Annotated in this window: 11 protein-coding genes; 8 read left to right on the plus strand and 3 right to left on the minus strand. The window is 56.6% G+C overall.

Annotated features, from left to right (window positions below; all coding sequences use genetic code 11):
• Positions 1-118: 118 nt before the first annotated feature.
• Positions 119-1,408 (plus strand): diaminopimelate decarboxylase, encoded by a 1,290-nt coding sequence (gene lysA / locus HG15A2_RS17190; protein WP_145061694.1) that lies wholly within the window; start codon positions 119-121, stop codon positions 1,406-1,408.
• Entirely contained in the window at positions 1,405-2,877 is a 1,473-nt protein-coding gene (gene hisS, locus HG15A2_RS17195) for a histidine--tRNA ligase (protein ID WP_145061696.1), read from the plus strand. Before lysA ends, hisS begins: the two co-directional genes overlap by 4 nt.
• 86 nt (positions 2,878-2,963) lie before the next feature.
• On the opposite strand, the gene HG15A2_RS17200 is transcribed toward hisS, so the two are convergent.
• The gene (locus HG15A2_RS17200; RefSeq protein WP_145061698.1) at positions 2,964-3,929 is read right to left on the minus strand and encodes an alpha-L-glutamate ligase-like protein; all 966 of its coding nucleotides are present in this window, start codon (positions 3,927-3,929) and stop codon (positions 2,964-2,966) included.
• The gene (locus HG15A2_RS17205) at positions 3,926-5,491 is read right to left on the minus strand and encodes a 7TM domain-containing protein (protein WP_145061700.1); all 1,566 of its coding nucleotides are present in this window, start codon (positions 5,489-5,491) and stop codon (positions 3,926-3,928) included. The genes HG15A2_RS17200 and HG15A2_RS17205 overlap by 4 nt, the downstream gene beginning before the upstream one ends.
• 308 nt (positions 5,492-5,799) lie before the next feature.
• Here HG15A2_RS17205 and HG15A2_RS17210 point away from each other — a divergent pair, with 308 nt between their 5' ends.
• Entirely contained in the window at positions 5,800-6,417 is a 618-nt protein-coding gene (locus tag HG15A2_RS17210; RefSeq protein ID WP_145061702.1) for a putative ATP-dependent zinc protease, read from the plus strand.
• A 39-nt stretch (positions 6,418-6,456) separates the two neighbouring features.
• Complete coding sequence (gene eda, locus HG15A2_RS17215) at positions 6,457-7,098, plus strand: bifunctional 4-hydroxy-2-oxoglutarate aldolase/2-dehydro-3-deoxy-phosphogluconate aldolase (RefSeq protein ID WP_145061704.1); 642 nt, start codon at positions 6,457-6,459, stop codon at positions 7,096-7,098.
• Between the two features lie 45 nt (positions 7,099-7,143).
• Here eda and pyrF read toward each other — a convergent pair whose 3' ends face one another.
• Entirely contained in the window at positions 7,144-8,064 is a 921-nt protein-coding gene (pyrF, locus tag HG15A2_RS17220) for an orotidine-5'-phosphate decarboxylase (RefSeq protein WP_145064127.1), read from the minus strand.
• Positions 8,065-8,455: 391 nt separating this feature from the next.
• On the opposite strand from pyrF, the gene HG15A2_RS17225 reads away from it, so the two are divergent.
• From HG15A2_RS17225 to HG15A2_RS17240, 4 genes are read left to right on the plus strand one after another with little or no spacing between them, the layout of a single operon-like run.
• Positions 8,456-9,757 carry a DUF1501 domain-containing protein gene (locus tag HG15A2_RS17225; RefSeq protein ID WP_145061706.1) on the plus strand — a complete coding sequence of 434 codons (1,302 nt, stop codon included), beginning with the start codon at positions 8,456-8,458 and terminating at the stop codon, positions 9,755-9,757.
• A gap of 12 nt (positions 9,758-9,769) precedes the next feature.
• The gene (locus HG15A2_RS17230) at positions 9,770-12,193 is read left to right on the plus strand and encodes a PPC domain-containing protein (RefSeq protein ID WP_145061708.1); all 2,424 of its coding nucleotides are present in this window, start codon (positions 9,770-9,772) and stop codon (positions 12,191-12,193) included.
• Positions 12,190-14,739: a DUF1549 and DUF1553 domain-containing protein gene (locus HG15A2_RS17235; protein WP_145061709.1), complete on the plus strand. Its 2,550-nt coding sequence runs from the start codon at positions 12,190-12,192 to the stop codon at positions 14,737-14,739. The genes HG15A2_RS17230 and HG15A2_RS17235 overlap by 4 nt, the downstream gene beginning before the upstream one ends.
• A 29-nt stretch (positions 14,740-14,768) precedes the next feature.
• Positions 14,769-17,207 (plus strand): WD40 domain-containing protein, encoded by a 2,439-nt coding sequence (locus tag HG15A2_RS17240; protein ID WP_145061711.1) that lies wholly within the window; start codon positions 14,769-14,771, stop codon positions 17,205-17,207.
• Positions 17,208-17,435: the final 228 nt, after the last annotated feature.

Raw genomic sequence — 17,435 nt, forward strand, 5'->3', positions numbered from 1 at the left:
CGTGAAGCCAGCTGGGTCGCCTTGGCAGTGAGCACGGGTCGGTCATAATGAGGGCTCGCTTAATGACTCTCCAGTAGTATTCACTGAAAACGTAGCCAATCCAATAGCGTAGCCAATTATGCCCGAACCCGTTCCCGTATTCACAGACAGCCAGATCCAGCAGCTCGCCGCTGAGTTTCCCACGCCATTCCACGTTTACCATGCGGATAGAATCCGACAGCGCGTGAGCGATTTGCTGGCCGCATTCAGTTGGAATGAGGGCTTCAAGCAATTCTTCGCCGTGAAAGCCACGCCTAATCCCCACATTGTGAAACTCTTACACGAAGCAGGCTGCGGGGCGGACTGTTCGAGCCCGGCAGAGCTGGTTATTTGCGAGCGACTCGGCATCACGGGCGAGGAGGTGATGTTCACGTCGAACAATACGACGCCCGAGGAATTCCAGCAGGCGGCCGATTTGGGCGCAGTGATCAATCTGGATGACGCTTCCTTGATTGATCAACTTCACTCGGAAGTGGGCATGCCGGAACTGATTTCCTTCCGCTACAACCCGGGGGCAGAGCGTGAGGGGAACGTCATCATTGGCAATCCCAAGGAAGCGAAGTTCGGTCTCACACGAGAGCAGATGCCCGGTTGTTATCAGAAGTGCAAGGAGTTGGGCGCGACTCGCTTCGGGCTTCACACGATGGTCGTCTCGAACGAGCTCGAACACGAATCGTTCATGGAAACGGCTCGTATGCTGTTCGAGTTGGCAGTCGAGATAAAGGAAAAGACGGGCATCGCTATCGAATCGATCAACCTCGGTGGCGGCATCGGCATACCTTATCGTCCCGAGCAACAACCGTTGGATTTGCAACGCCTAGGCTCCGGTGTGCAAGAGCTTTACGAACAAATCCTCACACCCGCAGGTCTGACGCCGTTGAAGATTTGCATGGAAAACGGTCGCTCGATGACCGGTCCCTACGGGGCGCTCATCACCCGAGTCATCAATAAGAAGCACACGCACAAACGTTACGTGGGCGTTGATGCGTGTATGTCGAATCTCATGCGGCCTGGGATGTACGGCGCGTACCATCACATTACGGCTGTTGGCAAAGAAGCAGCTCCCTTGGCTGGCGAAGTAGATGTCGTGGGATCGCTTTGTGAGAACAACGACAAATTTGCCATCGATCGTGAACTTCCCGAGGTCGAGCCGGGCGACTTGCTCGTCATCCACGATGCGGGCGCTCATGGCCACTCGATGGGATTTCAATATAACGGGCGACTCCGTTCAGCCGAAATCATGTTAGAGAGCGATGGTTCAGCACGGCAGATTCGTCGTGCCGAAACCTTGGACGACTACTTCTCGACGGTGGAGTTTCCCGAGTCATCGAGCAGCGCTGCGTCAACAGAGAGTCTGGTCAAGCAATGAGCAAGAAAGACAAGGCCCAACGACCAAAGGCACGTAGGCCGAAAGGTTTCCGCGATGCATTCGCCCCGCAGGTGATTGCCCGTCGTGATATGTTGGACAAGATCAGCAGCGTGTATGAGCGTTTCGGTTTCCAACCCCTGGAAACCAGCAGCATCGAATACGTGGATGCACTCGGCAAGTTTTTGCCCGACAAAGACGCGCCCGACACGGGCATCTTCGCCTTTCGCGACGACCTAGACGACCAATGGCTCGGCCTGCGATACGACCTCACGGCTCAACTAGCTCGTGTGGTTGCCGAACACCGGCTAGAATTGCCCACACCCTTTCGGCGTTATCAATATGGGCCTGTTTGGCGCCGCGAAATCAAGCCGGGCAAAGACCGTTTTCGTCAGTTCTACCAGTGCGACTTTGATACCGTCGGCGCTGGGAGCATTACCGCTGATGCAGAAGTATGCGAAGTGTTGGCCGCAGCCATGCGGGCGCTAGGCATTAACGACTTCGTGATCCGAGTGAACAATCGCAAGGTGCTCAACGGTTTGTTGGAAGTCCTCGGCATCGACGATCCAGCTATTTGCGGCGACGTGCTTCGATCGCTCGACAAGCTGGACGACCTAGGTATGGAGGGTCTGGCGGCTCAACTGGGTGAAGGGCGAAAAGACAAGTCAGGTTCCATCGTGGCTGGCGTCGGACTAGAGACTCCGGCTATCGATCAACTGCTCGCCTACCTGCAATGTCGCGCGGACGATCGCGCAGCCACGTGTGCTGCTCTCATGAAAATGACCGAGGCGAGTGAAGCAGGCCGCGAAGGAGTTGAGGAGCTAATGCAAATCGATGAACTTCTGCAAGTCATGGACCTCGGCCCCGAGCAAGTGCGTTTCGATCCCAGTTTGGTGCGCGGTCTCGACTACTACACGGGCCCCGTGTTTGAAATCGAGCTTCCCTTTGAAGTGAAAGTGAAGGGCAAGACGAAGAAGTTTGGCTCCGTGGCTGGCGGTGGGCGCTACGACTACTTGGTCGAACGTTTCACTGGCCAAAAAGTACCGGCCACCGGTGCAAGCATTGGCGTCGATCGCTTGCTGGCAGCCTTGGAACACTTAGAGGGCGATTCCCAAGAGCTACCCCTGGGACCGGTGATTGTGACGATCATGGAAAAGGATCGTCTCGGTGAGTATCAACGAATGGTGCAAGAGCTACGCTCCGCCAGCATCGCTGCTGAGTTGTACCACGGGAGCAGTGGTTTCAAAGCGCAGATGAAATATGCGGACCGTCGCCGCGCCCCGGTCGTCGTGATTGCTGGTGGCAGCGAATTCGAGAAAGGCGAAGTCACACTCAAGAACATGGGCCTTGGCAAAAAACTAGCCGAGGAGATCGACGACAATAAGACCTGGCGAAACGAGCAACCGGCCCAAACGACGGTAGCCAGCAACCAACTCGCAGCCAGCGTGCAGGCGATTCTCCGTGGGGAGTGAGTCTGTTGTGAAGAGGAGTGAATGACTCAAAGAATTGCGAGACTTGCTTACTGGGGAAATATCCTACGCCCTCAATCAACAGGACTTCACATCCCCATCTTCGCCAGCTCGTCGATCAGATTCCAGCGATCTTCCAAACGACGGTCCACGTCTTGCTGCTCTACGAATTCCAGCCGTTTGGTGATACCCTGACCGTGGGCGACCTGGATCGCGAGACCGGGTCGTGCGTTGGCTTCGAGGACGACGGGGCCGTCATTGGCGTCGATGACAAAATCGATACCGACGTAGCCCATTTCCAGCACGTCGCCCAGTTTCATCGCCGCGGTTAGCAGGTTCTTCCAGCCAGGAATCAATAGGCCGGCGATGGGCTCACCCGTATCGGGGTGCCAGGAAATCTTACGATTCTTGCAAACGCCGCCAAACGTCACGCCGCTGCTCAGATCGATCGCCGCGGCTATCGCTCCTTGATGCAGATTGGCGCGGCCGCCCGATTCGTTCGTGGGCAGGCGGACCATCGCCATGACAGGCACGCCTTGGTAGAGAATAACGCGGATGTCTGGCGTGCCGCCGACGGTGACTTTCACCAGTGCGTGGTGGCTGATGATTCGTTGTTCGACGATCACTTCGTCCGGTCTCCCACCCAGGGAGTAGAGTCCCGAGATGATCGTCGAGAGGTGATAACGCAGGTCACTCCAGGTGAGCAACTTGCCACTGGGTGTCTTGAAATCTTCTCCAGATCGCGCCGCGACAACGATGATTCCACGACCGGCAGCACCGCTGGCCGGTTTCACGACGAAATCCGTGAGACCTTTGATGTAGCCAGGAAATTTGTACACTTCGCCCTGGGAACGGAGTACCGCATAGGTCGAAGGGATGGGAATCTTGTTGTCTTCGCAGATCTGCTTGGTGAGCAGCTTGTTATCGACGCGCGGATAGAACAGTCGCGGATTATTCTCCGCAATGAATTCCAAGTTCCGCCGGTTGATGCCCAGGATTCCTGCATTGCGCAGTTCGCTAGGCCAGGCCCAAGATCGAGAGGATTCGCGACTCACGGGGCGTCCTCCGAAGGTAGCTCAACGGAACTACTCATAGCCGCGCTGGGCGGTGTGGGTGGTCGCTGTTCTCCACGGGCCAGATCACGGAATCGCCACAGTTCGGTCATACGATATCCAGTGTAACGGCCGATTGCTATGAAGGCAGCAATCGTCAGCAAATGAATCTCTGGATAGATGAGAATCAACCGCCCCACCTCATTCCAGCTCAAGAGCAGGAAGCAGAACACCGAAACGACGATTGTGCCGACGACCAACTGCAGCGCGAAGCCAATACCATCCTCCTCGGCAGACACATAGAATCGTTCAATCATGATCGTCAAAACGACTAACGGTAGCAGGATCGCTTTGCCAGTCGGGGTAAGCCCCAACTGGTTGAGCATCGAGACGCCAAATAAAACGCACAGTATGATCAACGTGAGAATGATACTCAGACGCGGGACCATCAGCAGGTGGAGGCGTTCGACCAAGGATCGTCCGCCTAGTCCGACGGCGATGATCACACCGAACACCACGAGACCTGTCGCTAGATCCGCGTAGATAAAGCTCATGGCCAATAAGGCAGGCGCAAACGTTCCGTAGGTTTGAATTCCGATCACGTTACGAAACAGAGCTGTGATCAAAGCGCCCAGCGGCAGCAGCAGCAGTAGCGAGAGCGTACCATGCATGCCTACCGGTAGGTTTGTGAGATCGAGCGCCTGACTGAAATGAGGCACCCCTGACTTCAATACTTCGCGGGATGGAGCCAGACGGCGCATCGAGAATGTCGATTCCAGTTTGTCGACTACGGAAGTATCCGATGGGCGAGCGATAACTTCCCCGCCGATCCGTGCAGGGATGAAGTGCACGGGCATATGTCGAGCAAAACCGTATTCAGGATCAAACGGAATCCATAGATTATCACGAAAGACTTCTAGCCAGACGTGCGGCTTAATCACAGTTTGCTGTCTTAACTCAAACCCTGTTACCAGTCGCGTCGGAAAATCGGCAGCTCGGCAAAGCGCAACCATCGTGCGAGCGCGTCCGAGGGAGGAGGCACGACTGCCATCGATGATGTTTGCGACCGAATCGCTTTCCGATTCTTGGTTCGATCCCTTGATGTCGTGAGTACAATGATCGAACAGAAGCTGCAATCGTTCCTCATCCGTTTCAGAGTCACCGGTTATTTGCTGCAATTCCCGATCTAGTTTCAATCGGAGCTGGCCATCTTCCTGCTGAAGATAGCGAGATTTGTCATCGGGACGAAGGTTCACCAAGTCATCGATTCGGTGACCGTTTCCCTCAGGACTTAGACGAATCTTGAACTCAGCTGTCACGCGGACAGGGCCAGGCACCCTGGTCTTAGATACAAAGTCACGTGCGCCGCTAGTCAGACGACGCGTCGTGTCTTCGCGACCCGGGAATTCCTCCGAAATAATCGTCGCGTAGTTCGTCTCTTTCGGCAAAGCAATCCAGACGGTGGCATCTTTACCAGCTTCGAAGCTGATGTCGTAGCTCAGCTCCCATAGACTGTCTTGCAGAGCCGTGGTGGTGGCTTCACGGGAATTGTGTCGAATCGCCATGCAGGAAAGTCCCACAAGAACAAGTCCGGCTACGGTAAGATGACTAAGTGATCGGGCGCCCACGGTGGCCTACCTACGACTGTTACTGGGGGAAATGTCGGGTAAAATGTGTAAGCTACCCTTCGGCAGCTTTCTGGCAGCGGGAACTTATCACCCGCCGTGCAGTCTTGTAATATAGGTCGTGAAAGTAACGAGACGGGTTCTGCTTGGCTTCTCAGCCTGAGCCCTAGACCACCCGCTTTCGCGGCTGGCATAGCCGATTCTCCAACATGCGTACCAGTTACACAAGTTAAGAGGAATAAATAAAAATGGCAGCCTACAGCAAATACAACGATTATGTCCGCTCTAAGATACCACTGCTAAGCGCGGCCTTTCTCATTCTGAGCGCCGGCCTACTGCTAGGAGTTGGCCAAGCCAAGGAAAAGGCAGAGCAGGAAACGGCTACACAGGAAAAAGCTGAAAAGCAAGAGCCGAAGAAGTCGCAGAAAAGCGTCATCGGCGCTACGGCTGTACTCACGGAGCCTGAAACTGGGTTCGAGCTAAAATCTCGTGTGGACACTGGTGCCAAGACTTGCTCGCTGCATGTGGAAGAGTGGGAGATCGAAGACGAGGTGGAGAACGAAGACATTCGCAAAGAGATGAAAGCTAATATCGGTAAGAAGATCCGCTTTCGTATTAAGAGTTCCAAGGGGGAGAGTAAATGGCTTGAGCGAAAGATCGTTGACTACGCGATTTACAAAACGTCTGAGAAAAAGGAACGTCGCTACAAGATCATGCTGAAGCTTCGCTGGAACGATCTCGAGAAAGAAGTCTTATTGAACCTCAATGACCGCTCTCATCTTGAATTCCCTCTCCTTCTAGGACGTAATTACTTGCGCGGCGATCTTGTGGTTGATGTCGATTTGGATGTCAGCGAAAGAGATTGAACGAGTCTTCCAATACAGTCGAAGCGAGAATTACTAGTCATGAATAACCATGTCTTCCAGCAAGTCAAGCAAGCCGGCGTACTGGCCGTGCTCATGATCGACCGTGTCGAACACGCTGTCCCGCTGGCCAATGCCTTGCTTGCCGGTGGTGTGCGGGCTATGGAGCTTACGCTTCGTAGCGATGCAGCCTTGCCAGCACTCGAGGCGATTCGTGCTGCGACGCCGGAGATGATCGTGGGCGTAGGCACGGTGCTCACGCCCGAGCAGGTGCAAGCCGCTCAAGAGCGCGGGGCGGCCTTTCTTGTCTCGCCCGGATTGAATCCCAGAGTCCTCGAAGCGGCCGCGAAAATTGATGTGCCGTTCGCTCCTGGTATTGCAACGGCTTCGGATATCGAAGCAGCGCTAGAATTCGGCTGCAAGACTCTCAAATACTTCCCCGCCGAGTTGCTTGGCGGATTGCCCTATCTACGGGCGATAGCAGCGCCTTACGCCCATCTAGGCTTGGAGTACATTCCACTCGGTGGCGTGAAGCAATCGAACCTCGCTGAATACCTCGCTGAACCGTTGATTTCAGCGGTAGGCGGTTCGTGGCTCGCTCCGAATCAACTGCTTCATGAGGGCGACTGGGGGCAGGTCGAAGATCTCGCAAGAGCGGCTGCAGAGACGGTCAAGCAACGCTAGGGAATCTTCACGGTGGCTGAGCTACGTGCACGTCGGCCTTGGCGTTCAAGGAAGTTTACGCGAAAGCTGTCCTACGGGGGTGCCTTCTTGCAGTTGGGCGATCATGTCGTGGGTCGCTTCTTCCACGGCACGCTGCCACTGTGAGTCGTCGTACTTCCCACGATACTCTTCCCGCTGGTGGGCGAAGATGATGCCGCGCGAGCTATTGACCACGGCTCCTAATCCTTGCTCATCGAACCCTCCCGCTACGTCAGCCGCTCCGCCGCCTTGGCTGCCAAAACCGGGCACGAGGAACCACGTGTGTGGCATCGCTTGACGCAGCTCGGCAAGTTGCTCTGGATAAGTAGCGCCCGCCACAGCTCCCACGATGCCATAGCCACACTCGCCGACCGTTTCTGCGGAGAGGCGATCGACCAATTCGGCCACGTGACGATAGACACAAAGTTCGTCCGCAACCAAATCTTGCAGAAGCCCGCCGCCCGGGTTGGAAGTCTTCACTAACACGAACAGGCCAGCGCTACGCTGGGTGGCCACGTTCACAAACGGTGTGAGGCTGTCTTCGCCAAGGTAGGGACTCACCGTAAGCGAGTCCGCGCCCCAAGGGCTATCCCTGCGACCTAGCCAACCGCGAGCGTACGCCTCGGCGGTTGAACCTATATCATTGCGTTTGCCGTCGAGAATCACGAGCAAACCTTGATCTTGCGCGTAGCGAATCACCGTTCCCAGAGCGGTCATTCCAACAGGACCGAGCTCCTCGAAGAACGCTGCCTGTGGTTTCACGGCCGGCACCAGCGGAGCGACGACATCAATGATCTGTTGGCAGAAAGCTAGATAGGCGCCGGCGCGCTCCTGAGGTTCGCCTAGCATGGCATTCGTCAGCGGTGCGGGAAGCTGCTCCCAGCGCGGGTCGAGCCCCACGACCACAGGGTTCCCGCAACGCCGGACAGCCCCGGCCAACTGATCCATAAAGTGACTCACACTGCATATCCTTTGCTATTTTGGTTCTACTGCTGGACTTAGCAGCTGGACTTGGCTACTTAGGGGTAAGAATCGCAGTTTGCCCAGTATAGATCGCCATGAGCGTTTGAATACCGGGCGTTGGCCTCTGCCACCCGCCCCACCATTAAGGTTTTTGACTAGTTTTCGAGACTCAGATATACTGTCCGCAGCAGAGCAAGCCCCCCACCGCTACACGATCCCACCGAGGCGTCGCCCCACCGATTCGTTCCCGCCCGCACGCCGGCAAGTTTTCCGGCATCATACCCCGCCTTGCTCAAGACGTTTTCCTTCGTCTTGACAGCATGTGAATCCAACTAGAATTCAGTAGGAGACCGCTGTGCTTCCTCTTATTCGTTCGATGAGTTCCCACCCTTTAAGTCGGCGCGGGTTTCTGTCCGTAGGTGCGTTGAGCGGGCTTGGGCTCGGTTTGGCAGACTTCTTAGCAATTCGTGAATCGGCGGCCGCTGAGAATCTTTACGAGACGCCGCCCCAGGTGGCCAAGAGTGTTATTCACATCTTTCTCCCTGGGGGACTTTCAGCGCAGGAATCTTTCGACCCGAAGCCCTATGCCCCGATTGAGTATCGCGGTGAGTTGCGGGCCATTCCCACGAAGATAACCGGCGAGAGCTTTAGCGAACTGCTGCCCAAGACTGCTCAGCTTGCCGACAAGCTCACTGTCGTGCGATCACTCACGCATGGCGAGGCGGCCCACGAGCGTGGCCAACACAACATGATGACCTACTATCGGCCGAGCCCCGCCCTGCAGTTCCCCAGCATGGGAAGCGTGGTGAGCCACGAGCAAGGTCCACGCAACAATCTGCCCGGCTACATCTGTGTGCCTAATGCGCCTAACCCGTACGCGAGCTCCGGCTACCTGAGTTCCGCGTATGCTCCGTTTGCCTTAGGAGACGCACCAGAGCGGGCAGGGTTCAAAGTGCGCGACCTGAATCATCCCGGAGGAATCGATCACTCTCGCGCGATGCGACGCCGCCAGGCGCTTGAAATAGTGAATCGTCAGTTCACAAGCCAAACTACCTCGGACGATGTCCATGCGATGTCAAGCTTCTACGAACGCGCTTTCGACTTGATCGATTCACCTGCTGCACGCGAAGCATTCAATTTGGAGGCAGAAGAAGGCAAAGTGCGCGATCGCTATGGTCGCAACCAAGCAGGGCAGCGCATGCTCATGGCACGTCGGCTGGTGGAGGCAGGTGCCCGCTTCGTAACACTTTCCTACGGCGGCTGGGATCACCACCAGCAAGTCACGACGAACATGCGCCGAAACATGCCAGCGTTCGATCAAGGCTATGCAGCACTCATCGCCGACTTAGAAGAACGCGGCCTGCTGGGAGAAACCTTAGTGCTGGTATCCAGCGAGTTCGGTCGCACGCCAAAGATCAATGCGGATGGCGGCCGCGATCATTGGTCGAAGGTGTTCAGCGTGGTGCTGGCTGGCGGAGGAACCAAACGGGGAGCGGTGGTCGGATCATCCGGCCCCACGGCAAGCGACCCGGAGGAAACACCCATTTCGCCTGAAGATCTCGCCACGACCATTTACCATCAGCTCGGTATTCCAGCGAATAAAGAACTGATGTCTCCCGGCGGCCGGCCCGTTGAGATAGTCAACGGCGGCAAAATTCGCCCAGAACTCTTGGGCTAAACGAGCGCGATTTTGAAAAACACCAGCCACGCTACGATCAGCCGCAATCGCAATTGCTGTCGGAACATCCGACTGACGATTTTGCGACTGGCAGCCAACTGCGTAGTCCTAACGACCCTCGCAACCAACGTCGTTGCAGGTGATCCGCGTTTGCAGCAATTGAAACCGCAAGGAGCTACGCGCGGCCAGGAAGTAGAAGTTCAAGTCGTTGCTGTCCGGGCTGGTAAGGATTCGCTCGAATTGATGTTTTCTCGTCCCGGCATCGAAGTTACAGAGCTCAAGCATCAGGAAAAGAATCGCTACCTTGCCAAGCTAAATATCGCTGAAGATTGCCCGCTGGGTCGTCACCCGGTTCGGTTGCGCACAGCCTCGGGGCTCACCAATCTTCTCACCTTTCATGTTGGCATGCTTCCCACGATCTCAGAAGTAGAGCCCAACAACTCCGTGGAGACCGCTCAGCCAATCGAGGGCGAGGTCACGGTCCAAGGCACCATCTTGCCGGAGGATCTCGATTACTTTCGTTTGAATTTAGAAGCCGGCGACCGTATTTCCATCGAAGTCGAAGGGCTACGTCTGGGACGCACCTTCTTCGACCCGTGCCTGCTGGTCACGAACGCGTCAGGGGAACAAGTCGCCCATTGCGACGATGCGCCGCTAACCTGGCAAGATCCGTTTGTCACCTTTACCGCCGCAGAGGCTGGCGAGTACACCGTCCAACTGCGCGAGGCGGCATATCGCGGGAACAATCTCTCCACTTATCGCATGCACGTGGGGCAGTTTCCTCGTCCTAGCGGTGCATTCCCACCCGGCGGCAAGCCGGGGGAGAAACTAGAAGTGACTTGGCTGGGAACCAACTCTGGCATGGAAAAAGAAACTATCGAGTTACCTCCCGCTGGAACGTCTGGTCGCGGTCAAGCAACCGCTTGGGTATTTCCCAAGAACGAGCAGGGCATTGCTCCCTCGGGAGTTCCCGTAAGAATTATCGATCTGCCTCGTACGCTTGAGGTCGAGCCTAACAATGGCCGAAAGAGTGCAAGCGAGTGCGAAGTGCCGGGGGTCGTTACCGGCATCATCCGGGAAGAGAATGATCGCGATCTGTTTCGCTTCACGGCTAAGAAAAGTGCTGTTTTAGACATCTATGCGCTCGCCCGCAGTTTGCGTTCGCCGCTAGATCCGGTGATTCGCATTCTTGCAGCAGACGGGAAACGTCTCGGAGGAAACGACGATTCCGAAGGCCGCCCGGATAGCTTCGTGCGATTCAAGGCTCCCGCCGATGGAGAGTATCTCCTGGAGGTCCGCGATCATCTCAATCGCGGCGGACCCGGCTTTGTCTATTGGGTTGAAATGACTCCGCCTAAGCCGGCCGTCGAAGTGAAGGTCGAAGAACTACGCCGCTACTTCGCAACAACGCTCGACGTCCCCCAGGGGGGGCTCACTGCGGCAATGCTGAGCGTGAGCGAGAAGAACCGAAATGCTTCGGTAGACTTGGTGCTAAAAGACCTGCCACCAGGAGTCGAGGCACAAATGCCTGCGCTGCCAAAGAATCTCAGACGCCTCCCCATTTTGCTCCGAGCAAAGCCAGACGCACCCTTAAGTGGAAGTCTCGCCACATTTAAGTTTCCCGAAGGCGACCTCCAGCCCAGCTTCAACCAGCAAACATGGCTCATCCGAGGCTTAAACAATCGGCCCGTGTGGAGTCATTATGAAGATCGCGTTCCGGTAAGTGTCACCAAGAAAATCCCCTTCAAGGTCGAAATCGTCGCACCACAAGCTCCCCTGGTGCGCAACGGTTCCAAGAACCTAAAAGTTGTTGCCGTTCGGGACGAGGGTTTTGACGATTCGATCAAGGTTCATCTGCTCTATAACCCAACCGGCGTTTCCTCGAATCGTTCGCGTTCGATCCTCAAAGGAAAAACCGAAGCGATCATTCCCATCACTGCGAACAACAATATCGCCGTCGAGGAGTGGCCTATCGCAGTGCTCGCCGAGGCATCGATCGGTGGGCGGATAGTAAGTGCCTCCGAGTTTGTCACGCTCAAAGTCGCAGAGGCCTACCTGAATCTCGCATTCCCGACAGTTGCTGTACAACAGGGCGAGCCCGTTGAGTATGTCGTCGGAGTAGCAGTGAACACGCCTTTCTCGAACGAAGCGGAAGCGACTTTGCTCGGCTTACCGCCAGGCGTTACCGCCCAGCCCGTACGATTTAGTGCCGACGCTAAGGAGTTGAAGTTTACTGTGCAGACAACTCCCCAGTCACGCGTGGGTAGGCATCGGCAAGTTTCTTGCCGAGTGGTCATCACTGAGAACGGCGAGCCGGTAACACACAACCTTGGTCGGGGCGAGTTGCGTATTGACCCGCTTCCCAAGGCAGAGGAAAAAGAGAAAGCTTCTCAGGCAGCCAGTACGCCTTCACCAGAGAAACGGAGCTCGTCATGAATCGTGCTTGGCAACATTTAGCATTTATCGCACTGAGCTTTGCAATCAGTTGGGGCTTCTCACTCGCCTGGGCCGCTGATGGTGCCGAAGCGGAGAAAGAGAACGCCAGCAAAGACCCCTCTTCACCGGCTGAGACGCCAAAATTTGTCGATCTAACCATTTATCCCAGTGAGATCCACTTGAACCATGCTGCGGCAAAGCAGCAGGCAATTGCCGTTGCCCGTCGCACCGACGGAATCAGTGTGGACGTCACCAGCCTAGTTGAGTGGAAGTGCAAAGCGGATAATGCAGCAGAGCCGCTAGCTAAGTGGGCGGACGGCCGAGTGCAGCCCCTGCGTGATGGAAATACCACGCTGGTGGCCAGACTCGACCAACCCAGCCTCGACCAAACCAATTCCGACAGTCTTAGCGCAAGCGTGCCGGTCTACGTCCAAGGCGCCACGATCAATAAAGAGGTAAGTTTCCGGCACGATGTGATGCCCATTTTCTTGCGAGCCGGTTGCAATGCCGGCGGGTGCCACGGTTCTTCGCGCGGCAAAGATGGGTTTCAGCTTTCGCTGTTTGGCTACGATCCGGCCGGCGATTACTTCCGACTCACACGGGAACGAGCCACACGACGACTCAATCGAGCTCTGCCGGATGACAGTCTACTCCTCGAAAAGTGCATTGGCGCTGTGCCGCACACCGGAGGGAAACGATTCGAGAAGGAAAGCGAATACTACAGCACGCTTCACAACTGGGTTTCTGCAGGAGCACCCAGCGATCTGGCGGACGCTCCCACCGTCGAGAGCCTACAACTCTACCCACCAGAAGCCACAATGGAGTTAGACGATGCTCAGCAATTCGTTGCACTAGCAACCTACTCCGATGGCAACGTTCGCGACGTGACGGACCTAGCGTTGTTCCTCTCCAGCGACTCGACTGTCGCGTCAATCGATCCGCAAGGCCGCTGTGTTGCCGGAGTGCGCGGCGAGGCGTTTGTGATGGCACGTTTCGACACACACACCGTTGGTAGCCCCGTGTTGACGCTCCCGACGGAATCTATTTACCAGCCAACCGAAACGCCCCCGGCAAACTACATCGATGAACTGGTCGATGCGAAACTCAATACGCTTCGCATCCCTCCCAGCGAGAGGTCTTCCGATGCGGAGTTTCTTCGCCGGGTCACCATCGATCTAGCCGGACGTTTACCTGAGGTTGCAGAGCTCGAAGCGTTTCTGGCAAATGAAGCTCCCGATAAACGCGCACTGGCAATCGATCGGCTGATCGATACCCCTGAGTTCCGCAAGCTGTGGACGTTGCACTGGGCAAACCTGTTAATGGTTCGCTCGGAAAACAATCGCGTCGATTACAAAGCGATGCAGCTCTACTTCGAGTGGATCGCCGAGCAAATTCAACAGAATCGCCCGCTCGATGAGTTCGTTCACGAGTTGCTCACCGCGAGCGGCCCAACCTTCGTGGCACCGGCTGGCAACTTCTATCAAGTCGAGCCATTAGCAGCAAAGACCGCCGAGAACGTTGCCCAAGCGTTCCTTGGGATTCGCGTGCAATGCGCACAGTGTCACAACCACCCGTTCGATCGTTGGACGATGGAAGACTACTACGGATTCGCGGCATTCTTCTCCCAAGTAGGACGCAAGCCGGGCGAGGATTACCGCGAGATGATCGTCTTCGATCGCGGCTTCGGCGAAACGAATCACCCGGTCGATGGCAAGCCTCGTCCGCCACAAACCTTGGGTGGCGAACCAACTGAGTTGGCAAAGGAAAACCGCGTCGATCGACGTAAAGTTGCCGCTGATTGGATCACCTCTCCAGAGAATCCGTATTTCGCCACCAATCTGGGCAATCGATTCTGGGCCCACTTCTTCGGCGTCGGCATTGTCGAGCCAGTGGATGATGTGCGCGTGAGCAATCCACCGAGTAACCAAGCTCTCTACGATGCGCTCGGCAGCAAGCTCATTGAGTACGATTTCGATTTCACCCGCCTGGTGCGCGATATCTGCAACTCCAATGCGTACCAGCGTGCTTCATCAACCACAGAAGCCAACCAGCACGATCGACGTAACTTTGCTTACGCACGCACCCGCCGCATTCCTGCCGAAGTGCTCTTAGACTGTGTGAGTCAAGCGACCGGCGCTGAGGAAAAACTCCCCGGCCTACCCCTGGGGGCACGAGCTACGCAGGTGGCCGATGGCAAAGCGAACCACTACTTCTTGAAAACCTTTGGACGATCAAAGCGAGACACCGTGTGTGCGTGCGAAGCACGAGCGGAGCCGACCCTCTCTCAAGCCTTACATTTAATGAATGGTGCAACTGTCCATGGTAAAATCAACCAAGGCAAACTCATTGAAAGCATGCTCGAGGAAGGTGCCCAGCCACAGGAGGTCGCTCGTCGGCTGTATCTTCGCTGCCTCTCCCGAGAGCCCAGCGATGCCGAACTGGCGGCCCTCGATAAGCTCATTGCGGAAGACCCTAAACCGCGAGACGAGCTTCAAGATGTTTTCTGGGCACTGCTGAATTCGCGCGAGTTTCTGTTCAACCACTGAATGCGAGCATTTTTCCCGAGTTGTAACCTTTGAAAAAACATCTGCAAAACGATTTCTGTGAAGTTGACAGTGCCGCCCCACGCAGAGGCATGGGGCAGCTATTCCTGGCCTTGATTTTTGGCTTGCTTGCGAATGATTCGACGCTCGCCGCCGAGAAAATCACCTACCAAGAACATGTGCGGCCTATCTTCGCGGAGCACTGTTTCGCCTGTCACAGCCAAGACGAGAAAAGAAGCGATTTGGCGCTCGATCAACTCTCCGCCGCACTGGCCGGCGGCGTGGGTGGCGAAGTGCTTACCGCGGGCGACGCCAGCGGCTCGCGATTGTGGCACCTGATCACTCACGAAGAATCTCCGAGCATGCCGCCCGGCGGCGACAAACTGCCCGACGACCAGCTCGCGCTCATCGAAAAGTGGATCAACGGCGGACTGCTAGACAACAAGAACTCGAAAGTGCGCAAGCAGGCTGCGGTCGTCCAACAGGCGACCGTTTCCACCGACAATCGCCCCGCCGGCGAACCTGCCATGCCGGTCGGAGTGCTGCAACAACCGGTGATCACGCCCGCCAAGCCGGCAGCCGTCGATGCCGCCGCGGCAAGCCCCTGGGCGCCGCTGGTAGCGATTGGCGGCATTCGCCAGGTGTCGCTCTATCACACGCAGTCCCACGAACTGCTCGGTGTGTTGCCTTTCCCTGAAGGCTCGCCTCGTGTGATTCGCTTTAGTCGCGACGGTAGCCTACTGATCGTTGGCGGTGGGCACGCAGCAGCGTCGGGCAAGGTGGCGGTGTTCGAAGTCACTTCGGGGAGACGGCTTGCCACCATCGGCGAAGAGATCGACGAGGTGCTTGCCGCAGACATTTCTCCCAATCACCAGTTGCTGGCCCTGGGCGGACCGAAACGCACCGTCCGAGTTTACCGCCTCGCAGATGGCCAGCTCGATTACCAAATCAAGAAGCATACCGACTGGATTACCACCTTGCGATTCAGTCCCAATGGCAAGTTTCTCGCCAGTGGAGATCGCAACGGCGGGCTGAACGTCTGGGTGGCCAACCGTGGGCTCGAAGTTGCCCAGCTATCCGGCCACAAGGAAGCGATCAACGATCTCGCTTGGCGGTTCGACTCGGCAGTGATTGCCTCAGTGAGTGAAGACGATTCCCTGCGACTGTGGCAGACCAATGGAAAGCAGATCAAGAACTGGAACCCGCACGGCGGCGGGCCCCGGGCGGCACCGCTGAGCGTCGACTTTTCCCGTGACGGGCGGTTGGCGACTACCGGGCGGGATGGGAAAGTTCACCTCTGGCAGGCAGATGGCAAACACATCAAGGAGTGTCAACGGCTAGAAGAAATGGGCCTCGTTGTCCGTTACACGCATGAAGGCAAGAGTGTGCTCGCTGGAGATTTCCTCGGCAACACGCACCTCCTTGATGCGGAATCGGGCAAGTCGCTAGCCCGCCTCGCACCTAATCCGCCGGCGCTAAAGCAACGCCTACTGGAAGCGCGAGCGGCTACCGATGAGCAGCAACACCTCGTCAGCAAGCTTCGTACCGATGACCAACACCAGCAGGCATTGCTCGCTGAGGCACGAAGCGCAAGGGAAAAACTTCTCCAGCAAGTCACTCAAACCGATCAGCAGGTCAGCCAGCTGAGCGACCAACGCGTGAAACTTGCCCAAGACGTCTCAACCGCGACTGAGCAGTGGCGTCTCGCGACCGAGTCGCTCGCCAAGGCAACCAAGGGGCGGCTCGAAGCCGAGCGCCTGCTAGCGGATGCCAGTGTAAGCAATGAAGCGTCGACGCAGGAGGAAGCAACAAGCGACAAGGCAAACCGGCAACGCGAAGCCGAGCAGCGACTTGCTACCGCCACCGAGGCTGAAACCCAAGGTGGCGCCGCACTCCAAGAGGCTGAGCAACAAAAGGCAACCGTGGGAGAACAACAGCAAAAGGTCGCAGGGCAAGTCGACTCAACGCTCGCCAAGCTCAAGCAACTCCAAGAGCAAAAGAAAAAGTTACCCCCGCTCCAACCACTCCAGCAGAGTGCTACTCAGTCGACTGCCAAATTGGCCCAGGCAGCGCAGCAATTGCAAGCAAGCCAACAACGCCTAGAGAAGATTCAAGCAGCCAAGCAGCAGTTCGAGCAAGCAGCCACGCGCCTCACTGAAGCTCAACAACAAACCGACAAGCAGCTTGCCCAACTCACCACCCAAGCAACCGCCGCCAAGCAGGCGTCTCAAGAATCAGGCGCCGCGCTAGCCAAGCTCAAAGCACAAGCCGAGGCGCTTGCCGCCCAGCTGGCAAAAACCAAAGCCGCCCGCCAACAGGCACAAACAACTCTTCAAGAGCACCAGCAGCAGGCCCAGGAGGCGGAAGCCGCTCTGCAAGAAACGCAACAAGAGTCAGAACTCTTGCAAGCAGAGCGAGCAGCGTTGGAGGCGGCGGCGGAAATTCGCAAGCAGTACGCAGAGGGCGAGTAACAACCAAAAAGGATAAAGCACCGGCGGGAAACGCTGCTCAGATACACTCTGCGGTGGCGAGTTCAAAGTCGCGGTTGCGCTGTGGCTTGTCGGGAAACGCCCCGACGGGGATTGGTTCACTTGTCCCTGAGGCCACTGTGGTACCTATATTCCATGCGAGCAATCGCTCTCTACCTGTTGCCGCCACGGCTGTTCACGTCAAACCACAACCCCAAGTGCTCAGGGGTA

The organism is Adhaeretor mobilis (assembly GCF_007741515.1).
Taxonomy (GTDB): domain Bacteria; phylum Planctomycetota; class Planctomycetia; order Pirellulales; family Lacipirellulaceae; genus Adhaeretor; species Adhaeretor mobilis.